Annotated in this window: 24 protein-coding genes, 1 tRNA gene and 1 riboswitch; of the genes, 9 read left to right on the top strand and 16 right to left on the bottom strand. The window is 50.5% G+C overall.

Annotated elements, in window-relative coordinates; genetic code table 11:
- Position 1 precedes the first annotated feature (1 nt).
- The 4 genes from P9J64_11485 (at position 2) to P9J64_11470 (ending at position 3,375) form a co-directional block, all read left to right on the top strand.
- Positions 2-1,159 (top strand): MFS transporter, encoded by a 1,158-nt coding sequence (locus P9J64_11485; protein MDG5468941.1) that lies wholly within the window; start codon positions 2-4, stop codon positions 1,157-1,159.
- 121 nt (positions 1,160-1,280) lie between these two features.
- A complete protein-coding gene (locus P9J64_11480) occupies positions 1,281-1,997 on the top strand; it encodes an FKBP-type peptidyl-prolyl cis-trans isomerase (protein MDG5468940.1) in 717 nt (238 codons plus the stop codon).
- Positions 1,997-2,440, top strand: coding sequence for a peptidylprolyl isomerase (locus tag P9J64_11475; protein MDG5468939.1), 444 nt, complete (start codon positions 1,997-1,999; stop codon positions 2,438-2,440). Before P9J64_11480 ends, P9J64_11475 begins: the two co-directional genes overlap by 1 nt.
- A 221-nt stretch (positions 2,441-2,661) precedes the next feature.
- On the top strand, positions 2,662-3,375 hold the full coding sequence (locus P9J64_11470; protein MDG5468938.1) for a PilZ domain-containing protein: 714 nt from the start codon (positions 2,662-2,664) through the stop codon (positions 3,373-3,375).
- Positions 3,376-3,388: 13 nt separating this feature from the next.
- Here the strand turns inward: P9J64_11470 and P9J64_11465 are convergent, their stop codons facing one another.
- From P9J64_11465 to P9J64_11450, 4 genes are all read right to left on the bottom strand, one after another.
- Positions 3,389-4,198 (bottom strand): ion transporter, encoded by an 810-nt coding sequence (locus tag P9J64_11465; GenBank protein ID MDG5468937.1) that lies wholly within the window; start codon positions 4,196-4,198, stop codon positions 3,389-3,391.
- A gap of 207 nt (positions 4,199-4,405) precedes the next feature.
- Positions 4,406-4,786: a desulfoferrodoxin gene (locus P9J64_11460; protein ID MDG5468936.1), complete on the bottom strand. Its 381-nt coding sequence runs from the start codon at positions 4,784-4,786 to the stop codon at positions 4,406-4,408.
- Between the two features lie 18 nt (positions 4,787-4,804).
- Positions 4,805-5,377 carry a rubrerythrin family protein gene (locus tag P9J64_11455; protein MDG5468935.1) on the bottom strand — a complete coding sequence of 191 codons (573 nt, stop codon included), beginning with the start codon at positions 5,375-5,377 and terminating at the stop codon, positions 4,805-4,807.
- Between the two features lie 313 nt (positions 5,378-5,690).
- Positions 5,691-5,957, bottom strand: a complete 267-nt coding sequence (locus P9J64_11450) for a cytochrome c3 family protein (protein ID MDG5468934.1) — start codon at positions 5,955-5,957, stop codon at positions 5,691-5,693.
- A 202-nt stretch (positions 5,958-6,159) separates the two neighbouring features.
- Here P9J64_11450 and P9J64_11445 point away from each other — a divergent pair, with 202 nt between their 5' ends.
- Positions 6,160-6,405 carry a hypothetical protein gene (locus P9J64_11445; protein ID MDG5468933.1) on the top strand — a complete coding sequence of 82 codons (246 nt, stop codon included), beginning with the start codon at positions 6,160-6,162 and terminating at the stop codon, positions 6,403-6,405.
- A 319-nt stretch (positions 6,406-6,724) separates the two neighbouring features.
- Here the strand turns inward: P9J64_11445 and P9J64_11440 are convergent, their stop codons facing one another.
- On the bottom strand, positions 6,725-8,182 hold the full coding sequence (locus tag P9J64_11440) for a DUF294 nucleotidyltransferase-like domain-containing protein (protein MDG5468932.1): 1,458 nt from the start codon (positions 8,180-8,182) through the stop codon (positions 6,725-6,727).
- A gap of 598 nt (positions 8,183-8,780) precedes the next feature.
- On the opposite strand from P9J64_11440, the gene P9J64_11435 reads away from it, so the two are divergent.
- The 4 genes from P9J64_11435 to P9J64_11420 all read left to right on the top strand — a co-directional run bounded on the left by P9J64_11435 (position 8,781) and on the right by P9J64_11420 (position 11,760).
- Positions 8,781-9,035: a DUF4212 domain-containing protein gene (locus P9J64_11435; protein ID MDG5468931.1), complete on the top strand. Its 255-nt coding sequence runs from the start codon at positions 8,781-8,783 to the stop codon at positions 9,033-9,035.
- 12 nt (positions 9,036-9,047) lie between these two features.
- A complete protein-coding gene (locus P9J64_11430; GenBank protein MDG5468930.1) occupies positions 9,048-10,850 on the top strand; it encodes a cation acetate symporter in 1,803 nt (600 codons plus the stop codon).
- A 164-nt stretch (positions 10,851-11,014) separates the two neighbouring features.
- On the top strand, positions 11,015-11,377 hold the full coding sequence (locus P9J64_11425) for a hypothetical protein (protein ID MDG5468929.1): 363 nt from the start codon (positions 11,015-11,017) through the stop codon (positions 11,375-11,377).
- 2 nt (positions 11,378-11,379) lie between these two features.
- Complete coding sequence (locus P9J64_11420) at positions 11,380-11,760, top strand: VOC family protein (protein MDG5468928.1); 381 nt, start codon at positions 11,380-11,382, stop codon at positions 11,758-11,760.
- A 63-nt stretch (positions 11,761-11,823) separates the two neighbouring features.
- On the opposite strand, the gene P9J64_11415 is transcribed toward P9J64_11420, so the two are convergent.
- The 11 genes from P9J64_11415 to P9J64_11365 all read right to left on the bottom strand — a co-directional run bounded on the left by P9J64_11415 (position 11,824) and on the right by P9J64_11365 (position 21,214).
- A tRNA-Thr gene (locus P9J64_11415) sits at positions 11,824-11,899 on the bottom strand.
- A 119-nt stretch (positions 11,900-12,018) separates the two neighbouring features.
- Entirely contained in the window at positions 12,019-12,351 is a 333-nt protein-coding gene (locus P9J64_11410; protein MDG5468927.1) for a helix-turn-helix transcriptional regulator, read from the bottom strand.
- Positions 12,348-12,692: a helix-turn-helix transcriptional regulator gene (locus P9J64_11405; protein ID MDG5468926.1), complete on the bottom strand. Its 345-nt coding sequence runs from the start codon at positions 12,690-12,692 to the stop codon at positions 12,348-12,350. Before P9J64_11405 ends, P9J64_11410 begins: the two co-directional genes overlap by 4 nt.
- Before the next feature lie 473 nt (positions 12,693-13,165).
- On the bottom strand, positions 13,166-14,311 hold the full coding sequence (locus tag P9J64_11400; GenBank protein MDG5468925.1) for a PLP-dependent aspartate aminotransferase family protein: 1,146 nt from the start codon (positions 14,309-14,311) through the stop codon (positions 13,166-13,168).
- 206 nt (positions 14,312-14,517) lie between these two features.
- Positions 14,518-15,669 carry a PLP-dependent aspartate aminotransferase family protein gene (locus P9J64_11395; GenBank protein ID MDG5468924.1) on the bottom strand — a complete coding sequence of 384 codons (1,152 nt, stop codon included), beginning with the start codon at positions 15,667-15,669 and terminating at the stop codon, positions 14,518-14,520.
- 96 nt (positions 15,670-15,765) lie between these two features.
- A riboswitch (SAM riboswitch) is annotated at positions 15,766-15,889 on the bottom strand.
- 111 nt (positions 15,890-16,000) lie between these two features.
- Complete coding sequence (cysK, locus tag P9J64_11390; GenBank protein ID MDG5468923.1) at positions 16,001-16,957, bottom strand: cysteine synthase A; 957 nt, start codon at positions 16,955-16,957, stop codon at positions 16,001-16,003.
- Between the two features lie 361 nt (positions 16,958-17,318).
- Complete coding sequence (locus P9J64_11385; GenBank protein MDG5468922.1) at positions 17,319-17,486, bottom strand: hypothetical protein; 168 nt, start codon at positions 17,484-17,486, stop codon at positions 17,319-17,321.
- Positions 17,487-17,693: 207 nt separating this feature from the next.
- Positions 17,694-18,419: an ABC transporter ATP-binding protein gene (locus P9J64_11380; protein MDG5468921.1), complete on the bottom strand. Its 726-nt coding sequence runs from the start codon at positions 18,417-18,419 to the stop codon at positions 17,694-17,696.
- On the bottom strand, positions 18,419-19,216 hold the full coding sequence (locus tag P9J64_11375) for an ABC transporter ATP-binding protein (GenBank protein ID MDG5468920.1): 798 nt from the start codon (positions 19,214-19,216) through the stop codon (positions 18,419-18,421). Before P9J64_11375 ends, P9J64_11380 begins: the two co-directional genes overlap by 1 nt.
- Positions 19,216-20,286 carry a branched-chain amino acid ABC transporter permease gene (locus P9J64_11370; GenBank protein ID MDG5468919.1) on the bottom strand — a complete coding sequence of 357 codons (1,071 nt, stop codon included), beginning with the start codon at positions 20,284-20,286 and terminating at the stop codon, positions 19,216-19,218. Before P9J64_11370 ends, P9J64_11375 begins: the two co-directional genes overlap by 1 nt.
- Before the next feature lie 16 nt (positions 20,287-20,302).
- Positions 20,303-21,214, bottom strand: a complete 912-nt coding sequence (locus P9J64_11365) for a branched-chain amino acid ABC transporter permease (protein MDG5468918.1) — start codon at positions 21,212-21,214, stop codon at positions 20,303-20,305.
- Positions 21,215-21,362 lie beyond the last annotated feature (148 nt).

The following is a 21,362-nucleotide window of genomic DNA, read 5'->3' as shown; positions in this document are numbered from 1 at the left end:
CATGGCGGCTATTCTTTTTACCACAGTTCTGGCTCTTTCTGCGCTGTACGTGCCGCAGCCATTATTGCCTGTCCTTTCCGCTGAGTTTGGCGTCAGTCGGGAGACCGCAGCGCTCCTGACGACGATTGCATTCATCCCTTTAAGTCTTGCTCCGCTCTTCTACGGCGCCTTGCTTGAATCGGTTTCAGCGCGAAAAATGTTGCGCTTGGCGGTTCTGCTTCTGGCCGCAACTGAGGGACTGATGTTCCTGGTTGAGCCGTTCGCCTGGTTGATGGCTTTGCGTTTGCTACAGGGTCTCCTGATTCCGGCTATGCTGACGTCCTTGATGACCTACGTTTCGCAAGTCTCTGCGAAAAGCGATATGGCGCGGGCGATGTCCTGGTATATCGCGGCAACTATTTTGGGCGGTTTTGCCGGTCGTGCCATCTCCGGTCTGATTGCGAGCCTGTTTCATTGGCGGTTCAGCTTTCTTCTCCTCGGTGTCGGCCTTTTGGTCGCCTGGCTCTGGCTCGGGCGTATTGCCGATACGGACGCGGTTAAGTTGGCGCGACCGAGTATGAAAACGATTGGTGGCGTTCTCTCTGACCCTGTCGTACGGACCACTTACGCCATGGTCTTTTGTTTCTTTCTGGTCTTTGCCGCGATGATGAATTTTCTGCCTTTCCGTTTGACTGAGTTGAGCAGCAACGCCGATGAGTTTCGCATTGGCCTGGCTTATTCCGGCTACCTGATGGGTATCGCGGTCTCTCTGAATGCTGTGCGCATTCATCGCCTCAGTGGTGGCCCCGAGAAGGTCATGGTTGCTGCTCTTGCTTTTTTTATAATCGCTTTGCTGGTGATGCTGATCCCGCAGGTCTGGGCTCTGGTCGGTGGCATGTTTATTCTTTGTGGTGCGTCCTTTCTGACTCATGCAACGGCAACCGGCTGCCTGAATCAGCATCTTACACAGTCCAAAGGTGTGATTAATGGTCTCTACGTTGCCTTCTACTACGGCGGAGGGGCCATCGGCTCTTACCTCCCCGGTTATGTGTATCGAGACTTCGGTTGGAATGGTTTTATCCTTCTGCTCTGTTCGGTTCTCATAATTGCTTTGTCCCTTGCTGTGCACCTGTCACGTTTGACGGGTCTGTCCTCAACTCATGATATTCCAGCAGGGTGACCAGATTTGTTGAAACAGACTGTTAATCTCGTGGTTTGTATTGACACTGAGCAAACCCATAGTTATCTTTAGTGCTTCGTTTATTGAATTCACCCATAATTTTTCCAAGAGAGGGTTATTTATGTATTCCAGGTTATTTGTTCTCATGTTTGTTCTGCTGTTTGCCGTAGGTTGTTCTGCTGAAGAGGCCAAAGTTGCTCCCGAATTGAAGTTGGAGACCCCGAAGGATCGTATCAGTTACACGATCGGCGTGAATATTGGTCAGGATTTCAAGGGCCAGAAGATCGACGTTGATACCGATATCCTGTTGATGGGCCTTAAGGAGAGTCTCGAAGGTAAGGAACTCAAACTGACCGACGAAGAGATGATCGCCGAGATCCAGGCCTTCCAACAAAAAATGCAAGAGAAGATGGTTGCAGAGATGGAAGCCTCTGCAGGGAAAAATCAGGCAGAGGGCGAAGCTTTCCTTGCTGAGAACGCAAACAAGGACGGTGTCGTGGTCACCGAGAGTGGCTTGCAGTACAAGGTCCTTGAAGCGGGTGAGGGTGATTCCCCAGGCGCGGCGGATGTCGCAACCGTACACTATAAAGGCACACTGATCGACGGGACTCAGTTTGACAGCTCTTACGATCGTGGCCAGCCAGCGACCTTCCCGGTGGGTGGCGTCATTCCTGGTTGGACCGAGGCTCTGCAGCTCATGAAGCCTGGCGCAAAGTGGCAGCTGTTTATTCCTTCTGCTCTTGCCTATGGTGAGCGTGGTGCCGGTCAGGATATCGGGCCCAACGCGACTCTGCTTTTTGACGTGGAATTGATCAGTGTGGAAAAAGGGAGCAACTGATGACTGCCCCGAATCAACGCGCTGTTGCAGTTGGCGACCAGATCAAGGTCAATTATGTCGGTCGCTTTGATAACGGTGAGCTCTTCGACTCTTCTGAAGGGCGTGAACCTCTTGAGTTTACGGTCGGAGGCGAACAGGTTATCGCCGGCTTCGATCGGGCTGTTATTGGGTTGAAACCGGGAGAGAGCTGCAAGGTTGTGGTGGCTCCGGCCGATGGTTACGGTGAGCATGTCCCCGAGATGGTCGCTACAATCGAGCGTCAGCAGATTCCTGATAACGACAAGCTGATGCTGGGCAGTATGCTTGAGGTCAGCATGGAAGATGGCCAATCTCTGGAAGTGCAGGTTGTCGAGCTCTCCGACGAAACGGTCGTACTTGATGGTAATCACCCCCTGGCGGGTAAAGAGTTGCACTTCGAAATAGAACTGCTCGATTTTGTCTGAATGTCTGGTTGAATGACAAGGGCCGTCACTTTGTGGCGGCCTTTTTTCGTTCTGCTGTGAATCTGTGAAGACGCTCTTTCCTCGGGACCCTGCCGTTTTCTCTGGGCTTCGACTGCTTGTAATCGGTCTTTAGGCTCTCTGCGCTTATGTTTTGAGTATGGCGGCACGAACTCTGCAAGTCGTTAGGTCATGGTTGACTTTTAGCTCAGGGAGATTGAATTATGCCCAATAAAAAGATCGTCCTCTCCAATAACCCTCTCCTGCTGTCGATTCTGCACAACTCTTTTTTTCAACGAGAAGGCTTTGATATGGTTCTGGTGCAGGATGGCCAGACTGGTTTTCAGGCGATTGAAGCCGAAGAGCCAACCCTTGCAGTTTTTGACCTTATGCATCTTGGTGAGCAGGCCGTGGATTGTTGCCGGGCCGTTAAAGGCGATCCTTTGCTTGCAGCAACACCGGTCTTGCTTCTGCTCCCGGAAGACGCCGAGGAAGACCTCGCTGATGACTGCTGGGCTGCCGGCTGCGATGCGGTTGTCCATCGTCCTTTGGCGGCAGAACGGTTCCTGGATGCGGCGTGTGGATTGCTCGGGATTTCGCGGAGGTTGGCGCGACGTTTTCCGGTCAGCTTCCAGTTATCTTTTCTCGATTCCAAACAGAAAAAGCACGTCGGCCTCTGTGTTAATCTCAACCTCGGGGGCATGTTCCTGGCGACAGAAACGCTCTTTCCTGTTGATACGGAGTTAGCTGTGGAGTTTGTGCTGCCCGGGTTTAAGATGGCTTTACAAAGTGCTGTGCGGGTTGCATGGGTCAACCATCCGGAATGGCGCAAAAAGAACTCCATGCCCTGTGGTGTTGGCTTGGAATTCATGAGTGTTAGCCCGACATTCGTAGCGGCCTTGCAGGAATTTCTCGAGAGTATCAAGATCGACGACTGAACGTCTTGAAAACTTATTCTTTCAGGCGCGAATCCGGGTTCAACTCTGTGCCGCAATATTTGCAGTGGATGGCGTCATAGCTATGTTTCTCTGCGCCGCAATCAGGACAAGCCTGGGTTGATACCTTGCCTGTGATTGGTGCGACAAGTTCCGCTGTGACAATCCCCGTCGGTACCGCAATCACCCCATATCCCATGATCATGATAATACTGGCAACCGCGCGCCCGAGCGGCGATTGTGGCGATAGGTCGCCGTAACCTACAGTCGTCAAGGTGGTGATCGCCCAGTAGCATGAAACGCCGATCGAAGAGAACCCGCTTTCGTCGCCTTCGATGATGTACATCAGCGAGCCGAAGATCAGGACAAGGGTCAGTATGGCAAAGAGGAACACCGAGATTTTGCGAGCGCTGGCACGCATTGCCTTGAGGAGGTATTCCGCTTCGTTCAGGTACTGGGCAAGTTTCAGAACTCTGAAAACTCTTAACAGGCGTAGAACTCTGATGACCATCAGGTACTGCGATCCCGGGACAATCATGCTGATATAAGTGGGCAGGATTGCGATAAGGTCGACAAGCCCGTAAAAACTGCGGATATATCTCCAGGGTTGGCCGAGGGAGATAATTCTTAAACCATACTCGATGGTGAAGAGGATGGTGAATATCCATTCAATAACGTGGAGCAAGTGACCGTGTTCATTGCGAATCTCGGCAACGCTTTCAAACATGACGGCTATGATGCTTAAGATGATGGCGAGAATCAGGGCGACGTCGAAGAACTTGCCGGCCGGGGTGTCGGCTTCGAAGATAACCTCGTGCAGGAGCAGTCGCCAGTTTGCCGGCGTCTTGTCGCCTTTAGGTTGGGGCTTTTGGAATCGATTTGAGGGGGTGGTCGCGTTCACGCAGGGCTCTCCGCAGGGAAATAGGATCTACCGACATACTGCCAGTTGCAGGTCGGGCGGTCAATAACTCCGTCCCTTGGGTTTGCCACTAAACGAAAAGGCCCTCGTTAATGAGGGCCTTTCCTTGAACTGTTAGTTCTTTGCTGACCAGAGGCCATGTAGATTGCAGTATTCTCGAGCGGTTACCTTCTGAGCGATAACCGGGAAAGTCGCTTCGGGGGCCTCTCCTGGATTCAGATTCTGGCGATAAACCTTGCCGTCGGCGATCAGTTCGATCCACTCGATTGAGTGCTCGTCCAGCATGGGGTGTGCAACGCTGCCAACCTTTACGGTAATGCTGTCTGCCGAAATTTCGATGACAGGGACATGCTTCTCTTGGGCTGCATCTGTTGTGTTCTCGTTAAGATGCACCATCTTCTGGTTGCAGCAGGATAGGGCTCCTGGGCCACCGTGCACGAGTTCAACAATGTTGCCACACATCTCACACTTGTAGACTTCATTCAGCTGAGGCATTTTCTTTCTCCTTGTTGGTTAGTAGTTGGTCGGGGTTAATTCGAAGTGCGCCTGTGCATGGTTGCAGGCTGGGCATGGGTCGGGAGCTGAGGTCCCTTCGTGTTGGTATCCACAGTTGCGGCAGCTCCAGGTCGCTACCTGCTTGCGATGGAAGACCTGTTTGTCTCTGATGTTGTTGAGTAACTTCAGGTAGCGTTCCTCGTGGTATTTCTCGGCAACAGCGATCGACATGAAGACCTCTGCTATCTCCGTAAAACCTTCTTCACGTGCTTTTGCTGCAAATTCCGGGTACATGATTGTGTGCTCGTAGTTCTCGCCTCCGGCCGCTTCTCCCAAATTCTCTGCCGTTGTTCCGATGACTCCGGCAGGAAACGTTGCGCTGATTTCAACCTCGCCGCCTTCAAGCATCTTAAAAAGACGTTTGGCATGTTCGCGCTCCTGGTTTGCTGTCTCTTCAAAAATCGCTGAAATCTGGACAAAGCCTTCCTTTTTGGCCTGGGCAGAGAAATAGGTGTAGCGGTTTCTTGCCTGGCTTTCACCACAGAAGGCCGTCAGTATGTTCTTTTCCGTTTGGGAGCCTTTCAGGGACATGGCATCCTCCTTAAGTTGAGCAAAGCGAACCCGATTGAGACAAAGAATTCAAATGTTGCGTGAGAACTGGTGCCGAGTGGCGATTATAGCATAATGTGGACGACCTGCAATTTATGACTAAAACAGTCTTTTAGTCAAGTGTTTTTAGATAGATAGAGCTATCGTTCTTTATGAAGCTTTTACGACTTTATCTTCTTGCCAGGATTCAAGTTGTAAGGTTTGAACTGAACGGATCAACTTTTGAAGAGACTTCGGCATAAAATACAAAAGCCTCCCGTACTGGGAGGCTTTTGCGTGTTGCTTTAGGTGGGAATTATTTCTTGTGGCAATCGTTGCACTTGGTAGGGCCGCCCTTTTCCTTGTGGCAACCTTTACAAGAGTCTCCGTGAGCCGCATCTTTGTCGATCTCGATTTTGGCCGGAGTGCCTTCGTGGCAGGCAGTACATTCCATCTTCTCGCCGTGAGTTTTGTGATCAAATGTGACCGTCCCTTTTTTGTTCTCATAGGTGACCATGTCAGCGGCATAAACGACGGTGAAAGCGAACGCGACCAGCATGATGGCAATCATCAGTTTTTTCATGTTTCTCTCCTTTTGGTTAGATTAACGCAATAAGTATTGGTTAATTTATGGAATTACTGATTTCAGGTCAAGATTTTTTTGTAGGTCACGGTAGATTAAGCTTCTTTCAATTGTTGATGAGGATGTTATAATTTGTTGGTATTATTAATGATGTTGGCGTTTCTTGGGTCTGGTAACTTTTTTCTATTGGGAGTCTGAGCTGATGATGCGTTGGATTGTGATTGGTTTGATGGTGCTTTTTACGATGGGTTGTGCTTCCCGGTGGGAGCATTCGACCAAGCGGCAAACGGAGTTCTCTGCTGACGACAGGGCCTGCCAGAGCGAGACAGGTGGCCCTACTCAGGGGATAGAGAAGAATCAGGAGAGGGTGAGCTACGAGAGTTGCATGTGGCAGAAAGGCTGGCGGAAGAAGCAAAAGATATGGTTCTTTGACCCTTCCAGCAAGTAACGTTATCTGAATATTTTCGTTTGACGGGCAGATCGGCTGTATGGCCGGTCTGCCTGTTTTTTATCGGACTTATAACCTAAATAAAGGTAGTAAGGAATTAACGCACCAGAAGTAGGCGCTTTAGGCGAAGGCGCGAAGGGGTAGAGAGAACCCGCAAAGAAAACCACTTCAAAAAAACGAGAATTGTCACCGTCTGCGTCTTGCTTGGTTTTCTTAGCGTCTTTGCCTTGGTCTTTTGATTTCAGCTCTTATCTGTTTTGGTGTAAAGACGTATTCGCTTTGTTTGGGGCGTAGACCTGTTTTTTTTGTTTCGCTGTTTCTAGCGGGAGATCGAATCGAGGTGGTAACGGTCGCGTATGATGCGCATCAGGCGGTTGACTCCACGTAGAGCTTCACGGAGTTGCCCCTGTTCTTTTTCCGGGAGCCTCTGCGGGTCAATGGCGTTGCTGGGCGTATTGCCGGCAGCGAGATCGCTCAATTGCCTTTTTAACCGAAAGTGAACCAGTTGAGAAAACGCCTCACTGATTGTTTCGCTGCATTTTTGGGACAGGATTCCTGCTTGTCCCAATTTTTCTAGCTTGTCCCAGGTGGTGCCCTCGCCGAGATTGTTTTCCAATGCCAGTAGGCTGGCGCCTTCGGTAATGGCAAAAATTCCCGCTTTCTTCAGATCCACCTTTCCCCTGTTCTTACCCTTTCGATCAACTTTGATTCGCCCGAATATCCCCAGTGGTGCGGGGAAGCGGACAATGTTTTTGGCGACGTGTGGGAAGAAGATCATGTTTGCCTGGGTGGTCTCATGGACGAACTTGTGGAGCGCCTTCTCCAGGGACCCATCACCGTGAATCGTTCGAAAATCCTGAAACATGCCGAAGTTGACCATATGCTCTCCCTTGGGTACGGAGATCCATTGTTCTATGAGCTCCTGCCATTCGCTGAGGCTATGACGCCACTGCGGGTTGCTGGCCATGGTGTTTCCCGGGCAGCGGGGGATGCCGACAAATTCCAGAGCATCAACCAGTCTTGAGGCGAAGCGGGCGCACAGCTCCAGATCCTGATCTGAAATATCGTCGGAGTAGACCATGGCGCTGTCCTGGTCGGTGCGCAGGGTCTGCTCACCGCGTCCCTCACTGCCAAGTGCAAGGTAGGCTGCTTTCGCTGGCAGGACGATTCCCTCCTGGCTCTCCATAAGGGAGATGATGCGATGCGTGAAGCCGTCGTTGAAATGGGCGATCAGGTGGACCAGGCTTCTGGTGTCAGCCCCGGCGCTCATCGCCCTTTTCACCATATCGAGTATGCGGCTGTTGATTTCGCGAAGGTCGTCAAGGGACTCTGCCGCTTCCATTTCCTGGGTCAGATAGAGGGGGCTGCGTGTTTGCATGCTGAGCAGATCGGTCGCGTTGATCACGCCAATCAGTTTCTTCTCTTCGTTGACAACCGCCAGGCGATGAATGTTGTTTTTAGCCATTTTGAAGATGGCCTCAAAGACATAGGCCTGATTGCGAACGGTCACAACTCCGACATGCATGATGTCACGCACACGGTGTGAGGTAAGGTCCTCACCGGCCGTTGCTATGATGTCTCGTAAATCTCTGACCGAAAGGATGCCGGTCGGGGTCTCATCCTCAACCACAACGAGTCCGGCGATGTTGTGCTCTTGCATTAATCGAGCAGCGTCAATGACGCTCATGTCGGGAGGGCAGGTGATCGCTGGAGTCCGGCAGACGCTATCGATATGCAGGAAAAAAAAACTCTCTTCGGAAAAGTTGTTGTTTGGCATGACCTCTCCAGAAATAAAACAGGGGGAATTGTCGCTATTGTCTACGCTTTTGACTCCAGATGCAACCGTTCGTTGCTGAATACGGAGGCAGTAAAAACCGCGGTGTGGCAAGCAAAACAGCACGTTCACTACCAAACTTGTGTTTTGCTGCTATACTTGTTACGCGCAAGTGGTGGCCCTTTGGGTGTTGTGGCTTTTGCGCGTTTTGAAAGGGCTGTTTCACAAAAACGAAACAACGTTATATTTTTTTATTGACTAAGTTGTGTAACTCAAGCTATCTTCTCGTTAAACCTCCTTATCTTTGGGGTTTTTACTGATTACACAAAGAGAACGATGGTTAAAATCTGGTTTTAAGGTCTTTTTAAAGGTTGGCTTTTACAGGTTTAAGCAGTCGTTTAATAAGGTGTTTTTCAAACGTTGTAACTAGAAATTAAAACTTCGTCTCCAATAGGCCAGAGCCACTGACCTGGGAGACACTAACGGCATCGGAGTTATCCCCATTATTATCCGAGCAGAGCTATAAGGAGGTGGTTAGGGAGTTCACGTTCGGCACTTTAAAGATTTAAGAGTTTTTTTAACTAACCTGAAGGAGGTTATTATGGACAAATCTGGAGAAGCATATTGGAAAGCAGTACTGACGTTGATCGCACAGGTTTTAGCTGTTTGGTTCTTCGTCTCATTCGGCTGTGGCATCTTGTTCGCGGATGCACTCAACAGCATGAGCATCGGTGGTTATCCGCTGGGCTTCTGGTTCGCACAGCAGGGTTCGATGTATGTCTTTGTTATTCTGATCTTCGTCTATGGGAAGCTCATGAATAATCTCGATATCAAATTTGACGTTCACGAAGAATAAAGGAGCTAATTAATGTCACTTCAAGCTATGACTTATATGGTTGTCGGCGCTACCTTTGCTCTTTATATCGGTATCGCTATTTGGGCCCGCGCTGGTAGCACCAGTGAATTCTATGTCGCTGGTGGTGGCGTACCACCCGTTCTCAACGGTATGGCAACTGGTGCTGACTGGATGTCTGCGGCATCCTTTATCTCCATGGCCGGTCTGATTGCCAACATGGGCTACGGCGGCGGTCTCTTCCTCATGGGTTGGACCGGTGGTTACGTTCTCCTGGCGATGCTGCTGGCGCCTTACCTGCGTAAATTCGGTAAGTTTACTGTGCCCCAGTTCGTTGGTGACCGTTTCTACTCCAAGTCTGCCAGCTGTGTGGCGGTTATGTGTCTGTTGGCCGCCTCGCTCACCTATATCATTGGTCAGATGACCGGTGTTGGTGTTGCTTTCTCCCGTTTCCTGGGCGTCTCCAATACAATGGGTGTTTTCATCGGTATGGGTATCGTCTTTATGTACGCGGTTTTCGGCGGCATGAAAGGCATCACCTACACTCAGGTCGCGCAGTACTGCGTTCTGATTCTTGCTTACACGATTCCTGCAATCTTCATCTCCATGACTCTGACTGGCAATCCTTTGCCGCAGCTCGGCCTCGGTGGCGACTTTGTTGGCACCGACATGACTCTTCTGGGCAAGCTTGACCAGGTTGTAATGGACCTCGGTTTCCCACAGTACACCACGATGACTCGTATCAGCACGCTGAACATGTTCGTCTACACCATGTCACTGATGATCGGTACTGCCGGTCTGCCGCACGTTATCATGCGTTTCTTCACGGTTCCTTCGGTTAAGGCTGCTCGCTCCTCCGCCGGTTGGGCGTTGGTTTTCATCGCGATCCTCTACACCACGGCTCCTGGCGTTGCTGCTATGGCTCGCCTGAACCTGCACGCTTCTGTTAACACGTCTGTTAAGTCTGGTGGCGACCTCTTCGCTGAAAGTGCCAGCATCAAGTACGATGAGCGACCTGACTGGATGAAGCGTTGGGAAGTAACCGGCCTGCTCAAGTTCGAAGACAAGAATGGCGACGGCCGTATTCAGTACTACAATGACAAGAACGCTCCAGCTGGTGCTGTTGCTGCTGGCTGGAAAGGTAGCGAACTGTCAGTAAACCGCGACATCATGGTTCTCGCGAATCCTGAAATCGCAAAACTGCCTAACTGGGTTATCGCACTGGTTGCTGCCGGTGGTCTGGCTGCTGCTCTTTCAACGGCTGCCGGTCTGTTGCTGGCGATCTCCTCGGCGATCTCCCACGACCTTTTCAAAAACATCTTCATGCCTGACATGAGCGAGAAGAATGAGCTGATGACCGGTAAGATCGCCATGGCCTGCTCGATTCTGGTCGCTGGTTATCTCGGTCTCAATCCTCCTGACTTCGCGGCAGGTACCGTTGCTATCGCCTTCGGTCTCGCTGCAAGTTCGATCTTCCCGGCTCTGATGATGGGTATCTTCAACAAGAAGATGAACAAAGAAGGCGCAATGGCTGGTATGCTCGCTGGTATCGGCGTTACCATGCTCTACGTTTTCGCCCACAAAGGTATCTTCTTCATCAAGGGCACCTCGTTCCTCGGTCTCTTTGGTGGCAAAGCGAACTTCTTCATGGGCATTGAGCCTAACGCCTTTGGCGCGATCGGCGCATTGGTTAACTTTGCTGTTGCCTACGTGGTCAGCAAAATCACTCCGGAATGCCCTGAGCATATCCAGCATATGGTCGAAAGCGTGCGTACCCCTCGCGGTTCCAAAGCTGTTGACGGTTCTCACGCTCACTAAATTTCAGTGCAAATCTGATTTGGCTTTTGCCTGATCTCTTGACCCCGCCAGCCAGTCTGGCGGGGTTTTTTTACAAAATTTAATTGCTTAGCCCAACATCCTCGGGTACAAGAGAGAACAAATTTATTTATGGCTCTGTTTCGGCAGGACCACGGGAGTATTGAATGGTTTTTGACATAAGTATTGCGATCACATGGATGTTGTTCCTCGCCCTTTTCCCCATGGCTTTTATCTGGCTGCGCAGAGCCTGGCGGATTTTTATCAAGCACGATTATTCCGAGGTCGCTTTAAAACGTGGTGAGTCTCCACCGAACCCCAAGAAGTGGGCCCCTGCCACGGGCATTGTCAATTTGGCTGCTGGTGGTGCGGCACTGGTGACGATTGTCTGTGTTGTGCTGGCACTCTTTCCTTACAAGACCTGGAGTTCTATCGCTGGCGTGACACTCTGGATGAAAATTTTTGCAGACTTTATTGTCAGCCGTCAGGCTCATCCTTTTGAACTAGGCAGAAAAAAAGAGAAGGAGTGACCATGTCATACAAAATGATTCATTCCTGTATTCGCGTTATGGACCTTGAAAAGTCTGAAAGCTTCTACCAGGAGGCTTTTGGATTTACTGTCGCAAGGCGCAAGGACTACTCTGAATACAAGTTCACCCTCAGTTATTTGCGCTCCTCCGGGAGTGATTTTGAGTTAGAGCTGACCTGCAATCATGATCAAGAAGAGCCTTATGAGCTTGGCAACGGTTACTCTCACCTGGCTGTGTCTGTTGTCGATCTTGAGGCTTCTCATAAAAAGCATGAAGAGATGGGGCTGGAGCCAAAACCGTTGAAAGGTTTGCCAGGACAGGGCGCAAGGTTCTATTTTTTAGCCGACCCTGATGGCTACCTGGTTGAGGTTGTAAAGGCCTGAGACTATAGAAATAACATCGAATAAAAAAGCAGGCCTTGTCATTGGACAAGGCCTGCTTTTTTGTGGAGCCGTTGATCCGAATCGAACGGACGACCTGCTCATTACGAGTGAGCTGCTCTACCGACTGAGCTACAACGGCGTGGGCGTTTACGGGGTTTTTGTCTCACGGTCCATGTGAGACATACAACTAAAGTTTTAGCACTTTGTAGTGCTTTTGTATGTTTTTTTTACTGCTTGTTTGAGTTTAGGTCAATGTCTTTATTTAACGACAGAACACTTATACTTCAAGAGAAGATTGACGACAACAATTCTTTCTTCTGGTCGAAGTGATCTCATTGTTGCAATGTATTCTTTCTCGTCTTCTGTTAGTTCCCCGCCGAGAGGTTTGCTTTCCGTTTCTCTCCCATAGAGATTATCAATTGTGACTTTATATTTGTCTGCAATTTCGCACAGCTTTTCGGGTGGTGGGTATACAGACCCGTGTTCCCATTTTACGTAAGTAGGTTTTGGTACGCCCAATCCTGATGCCATAGCGTCTTGCGTTAAGTGTCCGCGGAGCTTTTTAAGCTTTTTACCAACAGCCTCTTTCATAGGTTCTCCATGGCATCGCCGCTTCTGTGAAGTCGGAGCAACAGGTTGACGACTTTTAGTTGGTCAGTTGGTTCTAGTGAGCGGAGTACCTCAATATATTCTGTTTCGTCTTCTGTTAGTTCATTGCTTAGAGATTTACTTTCCGTTTTTCTGCCATACAGATAATCAAGGGTAACTTTATAGTGGTCCGCTAAATTTATACCACTCTGTACTTTTGGTTGGATGCCATCTATTTCCCATGAAGAATATGTGTTCACAGAAACACCAGCAATTTGAGCCGCTCTAGTTTTAGATATGCCGTTGTCTTTTCTGAGTGATGCCAGTATTTCTTGAACATTCACAGTGAGTCCCCACCCCCTAAAGAAAGAAATTAAAGCTACCTTCTATGCGATCTATAGCTCCTGGTCAAGCGCTCTGTAACCAGCTAGAAGCCTATGATCGTCTTATATAAGGTTTACACATTGTCATCCTCTCACAAAGGAGTTCTATTGACAACTTAGGAGTGTGAGACAAGTTTGGGACAGTGAGAAAAAAAAGGTGTATGTTGCTGTAATTGTTAGGTTTTTAAGGAAGGGCGGATGATTACGAGTGAGCTGCTCTACCGACTGAGCTACAACGGCAAACATTGTTAAGGCACCGATATTTAGAACAAACTCAGTTGTCTTTCAATTAAATTTCATGTCCAGTTTTATACATGGAGTGAGGATGAAATTCATTGAAAAGGTTCAAGGATAAAGCTTGAACTCTATAGTCAAAAGCTGGAACCTTTTACATTGAACCCTGAACCGATGCCACAAAAGCGCCAGTTTTTTCTTCAGCCTAGTCCTTTCTCCAGATCTTCCCAGAGGTCGTCAACATCTTCAAGCCCGACGGAAATGCGTAAAAGACTCTTGGATATCCCTTGCTGCAGCTTGTCCTGAGCAGGAATGGCGGCGTGGGACATCGACCAGCAATGGGTGAGTATGGTTTCGACGCCGCCCAGACTCGGTGCGATAATTGGCAGTTTGACGTTCTCAAGAAGGTTTTTGATCTGACCTTCGTCTTTGAGTTCAAAAGAAAGGATCGCTCCGGCTCCTGTCGCTTGAGAAAAGTGCAAGTCGCGACCAGGGAAATCTGTGAGTCCCGGGAACCAGACGCGAGCAACCGAAGGATGACCCATGAGTCTTTCAGCAAGCTCTTGTGCGCTCTTTTGAGCTGCTTCAAGCCGCACCTTAAGGGTCTTGATGCCACGGGAGAGTAAGAACGAGTCAAAGGGAGAGAGGACTGCCCCAAAGGCGTTCTGGAAATATTTCAGGCGCTTGCCCAGATCTGGATCAGACGTTGTCACCAACCCTGCGAGTATATCGCTGTGGCCACCTAGAAACTTGGTGGCACTGTGAATTGTGATATCAATGCCGAGGTCCAGAGGACGCTGCATCAGCGGGGTCATAAAGGTGTTGTCGAGCAGGGTGATCAACTTATTCTCTTTGGCGATGTTTACCATGGCTCTCAGATCGGTAATCTTGAAGAGAGGGTTGGACGGTGTCTCAAGAAAGAGAGCTCGGGTTTGCGGCGTGATTGCTGCCTTCACGGCATTGATGTCGGTTGTGTCAACCAGACTGACCGAGATTCCTTGTTGCGGTAGAACTCCGGTGATGAAACGCCAGGAACCGCCATAGAGATCGGCCGCTGCGATTAAATGGTCACCGCTTTTGAGGATTGCCAGGCTGCTGCCGATAGCGGTCATCCCTGAAGCATAGGCAAAGCCCCGTACGCCACCTTCGAGCAGTGCAATCGCATCTTCGACCTGGTCTCTACTTGGATTGCCGCTACGGGCATAATCATATTCACCGGACACTCCGCCCTCGTGATGATAGGTGGAGGCCTGGTAAATAGGCACCGTTGAAGCCCCGGTTGCCGGGTCACGGTCTGTGCCCTGGTGGACCAGTACTGTTGCTGGGCGGTATTTTGAGTGGTACATCTTTTGGTGCTCCTGAAATGGATAGGATTTTGTAGTTGGAGAATCTAATTCTTCAAGCGTAACGTAAAGTCGCCAAGTGAAAGAAAGATGCAAAGAAGATCTCTAGGGTTTGAATGCGTGAAACTTAACCCTTTGCGGCTTGCCTCACCTCTTTTCGCCTTTGCGTTTCGTCTTTGCTTTGAGCTTGATTTCTCAGTTAATTCACCTTAAGTCAAGGCCTGTTCCAGATCGGCAATAATGTCCTCGACGGACTCGGTGCCGACGGAAAGTCGTAGCAGTCGTTCACAGATGCCAAGGCGTTCACGCTCAGCTTCCGGGATGTCGGCGTGGGTTTGTATTGCCGGGAGGGTCATCAATGATTCTACGCCGCCAAGGCTCTCGGCAAAGGAGATCAGTTTTAAGCGTTTAAGGACAGATCTGGCATGCTCAGCAGAGCAGACTCTGAATGAAAGCATGCCGCCGAAGTCCTTAGCCTGGTTCTTTGAGAGTTCATGGCCGGGATGTTGTTTCAGCCCCGGATAATAGATTTCAGTGACTTTGGGATGTTGCTCGAGCCACTTTGCCACTATTATGGCGTTTTTGCAGTGCTGGTCAATTCGCAGGGCTAGCGTTTTCAGGCTGCGCAAAAGAAGCCAGCAGTCAAAAGGTGGCAGAATTGCGCCGGTCGAGTTCTGCAGGAAGTAAAGTTTTTCACCAAGCTCTTCGTCTCGAGCGATGAGTACGCCGGCACAGAGATCGTTATGACCTCCTAGATATTTGGTGGCGCTATAGATGACAACGTCGGCGCCGAACTCGAAAGGCCTCTGCAGGAGCGGGCTGAGGAAGGTGTTGTCTACGGCGAAGAGGATTTCGTGTTGTTGACAGAGTTTTCCTAAGGCAGCAAGGTCTGAAATCCCAAGCAGGGGATTGCCGGGCGTCTCAACCAGAAGTGCTCTGGTTTGATCGGAGATCGCCGCTGCCACAGCTTCTGTGTCTGTGGTGTTGACGTAGGAGACGGTCAGGCCGAAGTTGGCAAATATCTGGTCAAGAACGCGATAGGTGCCGCCATAAAGGTCTTCACTGACGATGAGATGATCGCCCTGGGAAAAGTGCAGGAAAAAGGTTGTGAGCGCTGCCATTCCCGAGGAGAAGACGAGCCCGCGTGAGCCCCCTTCCAGCTCCGCCAGGCCATTCTCGAGAACCTGCCTGGTCGGGTTCCCTGAACGGGTGTAATCGTAGCCGGTAGATTCGCCTACTCCTGGATGTCGATAGGTTGCACTCGGATAAATGGGAACGCTGATTGCGCCGGTTTTTTCATCGAAGCCGACACCCAACTGGATCAGATTGGTTTCTTTGGTAAAATGAACTGCTTTTTTCATCTTTCCTCCTCGGTGGGTGAGAGGGGAACGAAAAAACCCCTTCTCGGATTTTGAGAAGGGGCCTGGAAAGACAATAAACATGTCCTCTAAGCTCCGTCCCCATCTTCCCCCGATATTCCGGGGCAGGAATTAGCACCTGGCACTCCCCGTCACGTAAAGCTCCGGGTCATCGGTTGCTGTGGCTTCAAAGGGCCTGTCCCTCCACCACTCTTGATAAAGACGCTGCTGTTAAGCAACTATTTGACCACAGAGATAAAGAAATATGCTGGAAATGTCAACTGAAAAGGTAATGATTGACTGTCGTTCATATCCTAATTTCTGTGGAAATACCTCAGACTATGCCTTCGAAGAGAACGCTGGTGAGATAACGCTCACCGGAGTCAGGCAAAATGACAACGATCGTTTTGCCCTTGAATTCTGGCAGAGCCGCTAGTCTGGCAGCGACAGCCCCTGCCGCGCCACACGAGATCCCTGACAGGATGCCTTCTTCGCGGGCCAGCCTCCGGGCGAATTCGATCGCCTCGTCATTGCTGACCAGCTCAACGCGGTCAATCAGGTCCAGATCAAGGATCTCGGGAATGAAACCGGCCCCGATACCTTGAATCTTGTGCGGTCCCGGCTGCAGCATCTCCCCGGCCAGTTGCTGGCTGATCACCGGGCTATCTTCTGGCTCCACAGCGACCGAAATGATCTGTTTGCCGCGAACTTCTTTGAAATACCGTGAAATGCCGGTGATAGTACCGCCGGTTCCGACTCCGGAAACGATGACGTCAACATTGCCATCGGTGTCATCCCAGATTTCTGGGCCGGTGGTTTTGACATGGATTTCAGGATTGGCCGGATTTTTAAATTGATGCAGCAAGACGTAGCGATCGGGGTCACTCGCTGCCAGTTCCTCGGCTGCAGCAATCGCTCCACTCATGCCTTTTGCGCCAGGGGTCAGGGCCAGGTTCGCTCCGAGGGCTTTAAGGACCTTGCGACGTTCCAGGCTCATTGTCTCCGGCATCGTCAGCGTAATCGGGATGCCGCGCGCAGCAGCAACAAAAGCCAGGGCGATGCCAGTATTGCCACTGGTCGGTTCGACAAGCTCCTTGCCGGGTCCGAGTAGGCCTTTTTCCTCAGCATCCCATATCATTGACGCGCCAATACGGCACTTAACCGAGTAGGCCGGGTTACGCCCTTCTATTTTGGCAAGGATGGTCGCCCCGCCTTTCGCTCCTACACGATTCAGCTGCACAAGGGGAGTGCGTCCGATCGAGAGAGAGTTGTCTGTATATACCTGGCTCATGGCAAACTCCTTAAATCTTTGAAAGTGTGTGTTTATCAGTTTAATCTATCTTGAGAGATCTGCATCTCGTTAAGTATGAAATTTTATGGGGATAACTTATACGTCCTTTAAAAAAGGGCTCTTTCTTTGTAAACAAGAAATTAGATTGGTCACTATGTTGAGTATGTTCCGACAATACAAAAATGCACTACATCAGTCAAGAATAAAATTAGAACAAACAACGGCAGTTTTATGTAGAAATGCTGTGGCTTACAAATTAGGAGATGGGTAATTTCCCAGGTTTCTAAATACGAGGGAAATAAAAAATGACTTTTGCTCATCGGCAAAAATCATTTTTTGGGAATCTGGTTGTGCCCTTTGGTTAGTGGCGAGTGTGACACTTGGCGCAAGGGAAGGTGTCGATGTCCTGACCGTTGAAGTTGCAATCTTCGCATGACATTTCGAGATCACCCCAGACCGGCTTGGTAAAATTAGGTGTTTCTTGGGAGAGTCTTTCCTTCTTCAATTTTTTGTCAGGATTCTTTTGCATGATTTTCTCCTTTTTTAAAAATTGCATTATACAAGATTAATTCTAGCCGAAGTATCGAAAATATCAAGCTTTTTATGTTTTATTCAGGTGGGGTGAAAATTGTTACGCGAAAGGCGTCAGAAATACAGCCTTGCTAAAAAAGACTGTATTTCGGCGATGTAAGGATTTTCCTAGAGAATATAGTGCAGGATTTGATTGCGCTGGCAATCAGCCGCCCAGGTAAGCTTTTTTGACTTCCGGATTACCGAGTAATTCTTCGCTGGTCCCTTCGGCAACAATATTGCCAGTATCAAGAACATAGCCTCGGTGGGCTAAGTGGAGGGCCAGGTTTGCATTTTGCTCAACGAGAAGAATGGTCATCCCTTCTTCATTCAACTGTTTGAGCTTACGGAACAACTCGTACTTCAGCACGGGTGCCAGGCCCATCGAAGGCTCATCCAAAAGCAGAATTTTGCAGCCGGTCATCAACGCCCGGCCAACCGCCAACATCTGCTGTTCGCCACCAGAGAGGGATTCGCTGCGCTGGTTGCGGCGCTCTTTAAGGCGCGGGAACAGATCGAAGATCCGCTCGTATTCGGCATCAAGATCGGCAGCCTTGGCACGGGAGTAGGTGGCAATCTTTAAATTCTCCATGACCGACAGGTTGCCGAAAATCCGCCGTCCTTCCGGAGACAGGGCGAGATGCATCTTTTTTACCACGTCGCTGGGCTTGGCCTTGAGGATCGATTCACCCATAAACTTAATATCACCACCGACAACGCGTGGGGCTTCAGGGGGTGGCAGCCGGGTGATGGAGTAGAGGCTGGTGGTCTTGCCGGCCCCGTTGGCGCCGATCAGGGTGACGATCTCGCCCTCGTTAACATGAAAGCTGATCCCGTGCAGCGCCTGGATATTGCCGTACTTGACTTCGAGATTTTCAACTTGCAGCAGCATCAGATTACATCATCTCCCAGATATGCGGTGATAACCGCGGGATGGTTGCGAATTTCTTCCGGTGTGCCTTCGGCGATTGTTTGGCCGAAGTCGATGACCTTGATATGGCTGCAAAGCTCCATGACCACGTCCATGTGGTGTTCGATCATCCAGATGCTGACATCGAAATTGTCGTAAATCCAGCGTATCAGCCGGATCAGATCTTTGACATCATGCGAATTGAGGCCGGCAGCTGGCTCGTCGAGCAGCAGTAGCTTCGGATGGGTCGACAAAGCGCGGGCGATCTCCAACTTGCGCTGGGTGCCGTAAGGCAGGTTCTTCGGAAACTCATCTTTAAAGCGTTGCAGATCAAACACCTCGAGCAGCTTTTGCGCTTCCTGTTCGATTTCATCTTCTCGCTGCTTATATCGTTTGGTGCGGATGACACTGTGGAAGAAGCCATAACCGAGCCAGTAGTGCTGGGCGACGCGGATGTTGTCGAGCACTGTCATGTCGTTCCAGAGGCGAATGTTCTGGAAAGTGCGGGCAATGCCGAGCGCGGTCACTTTATGCGGTTTGAGGCCAGCCGTTGGTTTGCCGCCAACCAGAATTTCTCCCTCGGACGGCTGGTAGAAGCCACTGGCCAGGTTGAAGACCGTGGTCTTGCCGGCGCCGTTGGGGCCGATTAATCCCGTCAGTTTCCCCGGCATCAATTTGACATTAAAATTGTCAACTGCGGTCAGGCCGCCGAAGCGTTGAGTCAGCCCGTTGATTTCGAGGACCGGCGCATTATCTGTCTGTTCTTGTGTCTGTGCCATTATTTAAACCTGTAAAATTTCTTCAACTTGGGGAAGACATCTCCCAATTCCCGGTTGCCCATGATTCCTTCGGGGCGAAACTGCATGACAATGATCAGCATCAGCGGGATCATGACCCATTTGATGACGCCTGCCGAGGGTTCCCAGTCGGGAAACATAAAGGTGACAGGTGAGAGCAGGCCGTCGATGATTGCCTGGGAGCGGAGCACTTCCAGCAAGCCGGTGAAGATGATGGCGGAAATGACAGCGCCAGAGAGAGACCCCATGCCGCCAAGATAGACCATGACCAACGCCTCGGTCGATTTGAGAATGTTGAAGGACTGCGGATTCACGTAGCCGATGATGTGTGCGTAAAGTCCACCAGCGCATCCTGCCAGCCCGGCAGCGACCATAAAGTTAATGATTTTGATCTTGTTGGTGTTGACGCTCATGATTTCGGCCGCCACTTCGTCCTGGCAGATGGCGTTGACACCTTTGCCGTATGTGGAGGAGATGAAGCGCCGGATCACCCAGACCGTGAAGATGGTGAAATTGATGACCCAGAAAAGCATCCATGGACCATCGAAGATGTCGATCATCGCCCATGTGGTATCTTTCATCCCCTGAAAACCGCGCGAACCGCCGACGAAGTCAAGATTCTCTATGGCCGAGATGATCATGTAGTTGACGGCAATGGAGATGATCGCCAGGTAGTCATCGCGGGTCTTGAAGGATGGTACCGACACCAACAACGAGGAGACGGCAGCCACCGCACCGCCGATCAGCAGGATGATAGGGAAAACGATCAGTACTGAGGCTGCCGGCAGCAGAGGTTCTCCGAACTTAGTGCCGAAGCAGAACACCGAAAGGATCGACGAAATATAAGCGCCGATGCACATGAAAGCCGCGTGGCCACAGGTGAATTCGCCCATGTTGCCGTTGACCAGGTTCAGGCTGGTGGACATCATGATGTTGATGCCGATGGTCATGACGACAATTTGGATGTAGCCGTCGATGAGGTTGAAATGAGCGGCGAACAGGAGCCCGATAGCGAAGACGACCAGCAACATGTTGAGAGAGTATTTTTTCATATCTTTATCTCCCAACCTATATCTTGGTTGACTGCGGAATGCCGAACAGCCCGGAGGGCTTTATCCACAGAATAAGCAGCAGGATGGTGAAGGCGAACAGGTCCCGGTAGGTCGAGGGGAAGACCGAGACCACGCCCACCTCGATGAAGCCTAGCAGGAAGCCGCCGACAAACGCCCCCTTGATGTCACCGATGCCGCCAACCACTGCGGCGATAAAAGCCTTCCAGCCGATCAGCATTCCCATAAACGGCTCCAGAACCGGATAGCTCATGGCGAACAGCAGCCCGGCCAGACCGGCAAACCCTGAGCCGAGAACAAAGGTGACGACGATGATGTTGTCGACGGGAATGCCCATCAGCGGGATAGCAAATTTGTCATATGAGATGGCGCGCATTGCCATCCCGACCCGTGTACGGGTCACCACCCACTGCAGAAACAGGAAAACCAGAATAGCGGTCACAATCACCATGACCTTCAGGTTGGTCAGGGTGATGCCGCCAATATTCCAAATCTGTTTTTCAACCAGTTCGGGAAATTTCAAACGGCTTGCACCAAGCATGGCCAAGTTCGAGTACTCAAGGACCAGACCGCACATCAGTGCAGTGATGACCACGTAGAGCCGGTGTGCGCCTTTGCGCCGCAGGGGCCGGTAGGCGATCCGTTCCAGGGTCACGCCAACGAGCGAGGTCAAAACCATGGTCAGGGGCACAGTGATGACGAAGGCCATGATCGGTGAGAGCCCGGCGATCGGGCCGATCAGGAAACTGGCCACGAAAAAGGAGATGTAGGCTCCGACCATGAAAATATCGCCATGGGCGAAGTTGATCAGGCGCAGCACCCCGTAGACCAGGGTGTAGCCCAGGGCAATGAGAGCATAAAAGCTCCCCCACTGCAGGGCGTTCAAAACATTTTGAATAATGAAATCCACGAGACCCTACTTCCTTGAAATAATTATTGAGGGTGTTACAAAGCGCGCGAGCTGTGCAGTTGTTTTTCTTCGGCGCTCTACTTTAGTCTTTTTTTGTGAATGCATCAATCGTTGATTTTCTGGTCTTTGATGACGAACTCGGGATTGG

It is taken from the genome of Deltaproteobacteria bacterium IMCC39524, from assembly GCA_029667085.1.
In the GTDB taxonomy this organism is placed as follows: Bacteria; Desulfobacterota; Desulfuromonadia; order Desulfuromonadales; family BM103; genus M0040.
The sequence above is the reverse complement of the archived record's forward strand: the minus strand, read 5'-3'. Positions and strand labels throughout refer to the sequence as shown.

Coding starts and splice junctions, on each gene's coding strand:
- P9J64_11485 (MDG5468941.1), top strand. CDS start 2: ATGGCGGCTATTCTTTTTACCACAGTTCTGGCTCTTTCTGCGCTGTAC.
- P9J64_11480 (MDG5468940.1), top strand. CDS start 1,281: ATGTATTCCAGGTTATTTGTTCTCATGTTTGTTCTGCTGTTTGCCGTA.
- P9J64_11475 (MDG5468939.1), top strand. CDS start 1,997: ATGACTGCCCCGAATCAACGCGCTGTTGCAGTTGGCGACCAGATCAAG.
- P9J64_11470 (MDG5468938.1), top strand. CDS start 2,662: ATGCCCAATAAAAAGATCGTCCTCTCCAATAACCCTCTCCTGCTGTCG.
- P9J64_11460 (MDG5468936.1), bottom strand. CDS start 4,786: ATGCCTCAGCTGAATGAAGTCTACAAGTGTGAGATGTGTGGCAACATT.
- P9J64_11455 (MDG5468935.1), bottom strand. CDS start 5,377: ATGTCCCTGAAAGGCTCCCAAACGGAAAAGAACATACTGACGGCCTTC.
- P9J64_11450 (MDG5468934.1), bottom strand. CDS start 5,957: ATGAAAAAACTGATGATTGCCATCATGCTGGTCGCGTTCGCTTTCACC.
- P9J64_11445 (MDG5468933.1), top strand. CDS start 6,160: ATGATGCGTTGGATTGTGATTGGTTTGATGGTGCTTTTTACGATGGGT.
- P9J64_11440 (MDG5468932.1), bottom strand. CDS start 8,182: ATGCCAAACAACAACTTTTCCGAAGAGAGTTTTTTTTTCCTGCATATC.
- P9J64_11435 (MDG5468931.1), top strand. CDS start 8,781: ATGGACAAATCTGGAGAAGCATATTGGAAAGCAGTACTGACGTTGATC.
- P9J64_11430 (MDG5468930.1), top strand. CDS start 9,048: ATGTCACTTCAAGCTATGACTTATATGGTTGTCGGCGCTACCTTTGCT.
- P9J64_11425 (MDG5468929.1), top strand. CDS start 11,015: ATGGTTTTTGACATAAGTATTGCGATCACATGGATGTTGTTCCTCGCC.
- P9J64_11420 (MDG5468928.1), top strand. CDS start 11,380: ATGTCATACAAAATGATTCATTCCTGTATTCGCGTTATGGACCTTGAA.
- P9J64_11410 (MDG5468927.1), bottom strand. CDS start 12,351: ATGAAAGAGGCTGTTGGTAAAAAGCTTAAAAAGCTCCGCGGACACTTA.
- P9J64_11400 (MDG5468925.1), bottom strand. CDS start 14,311: ATGTACCACTCAAAATACCGCCCAGCAACAGTACTGGTCCACCAGGGC.
- P9J64_11395 (MDG5468924.1), bottom strand. CDS start 15,669: ATGAAAAAAGCAGTTCATTTTACCAAAGAAACCAATCTGATCCAGTTG.
- cysK (MDG5468923.1), bottom strand. CDS start 16,957: ATGAGCCAGGTATATACAGACAACTCTCTCTCGATCGGACGCACTCCC.
- P9J64_11385 (MDG5468922.1), bottom strand. CDS start 17,486: ATGCAAAAGAATCCTGACAAAAAATTGAAGAAGGAAAGACTCTCCCAA.
- P9J64_11380 (MDG5468921.1), bottom strand. CDS start 18,419: ATGCTGCTGCAAGTTGAAAATCTCGAAGTCAAGTACGGCAATATCCAG.
- P9J64_11375 (MDG5468920.1), bottom strand. CDS start 19,216: ATGGCACAGACACAAGAACAGACAGATAATGCGCCGGTCCTCGAAATC.
- P9J64_11370 (MDG5468919.1), bottom strand. CDS start 20,286: ATGAAAAAATACTCTCTCAACATGTTGCTGGTCGTCTTCGCTATCGGG.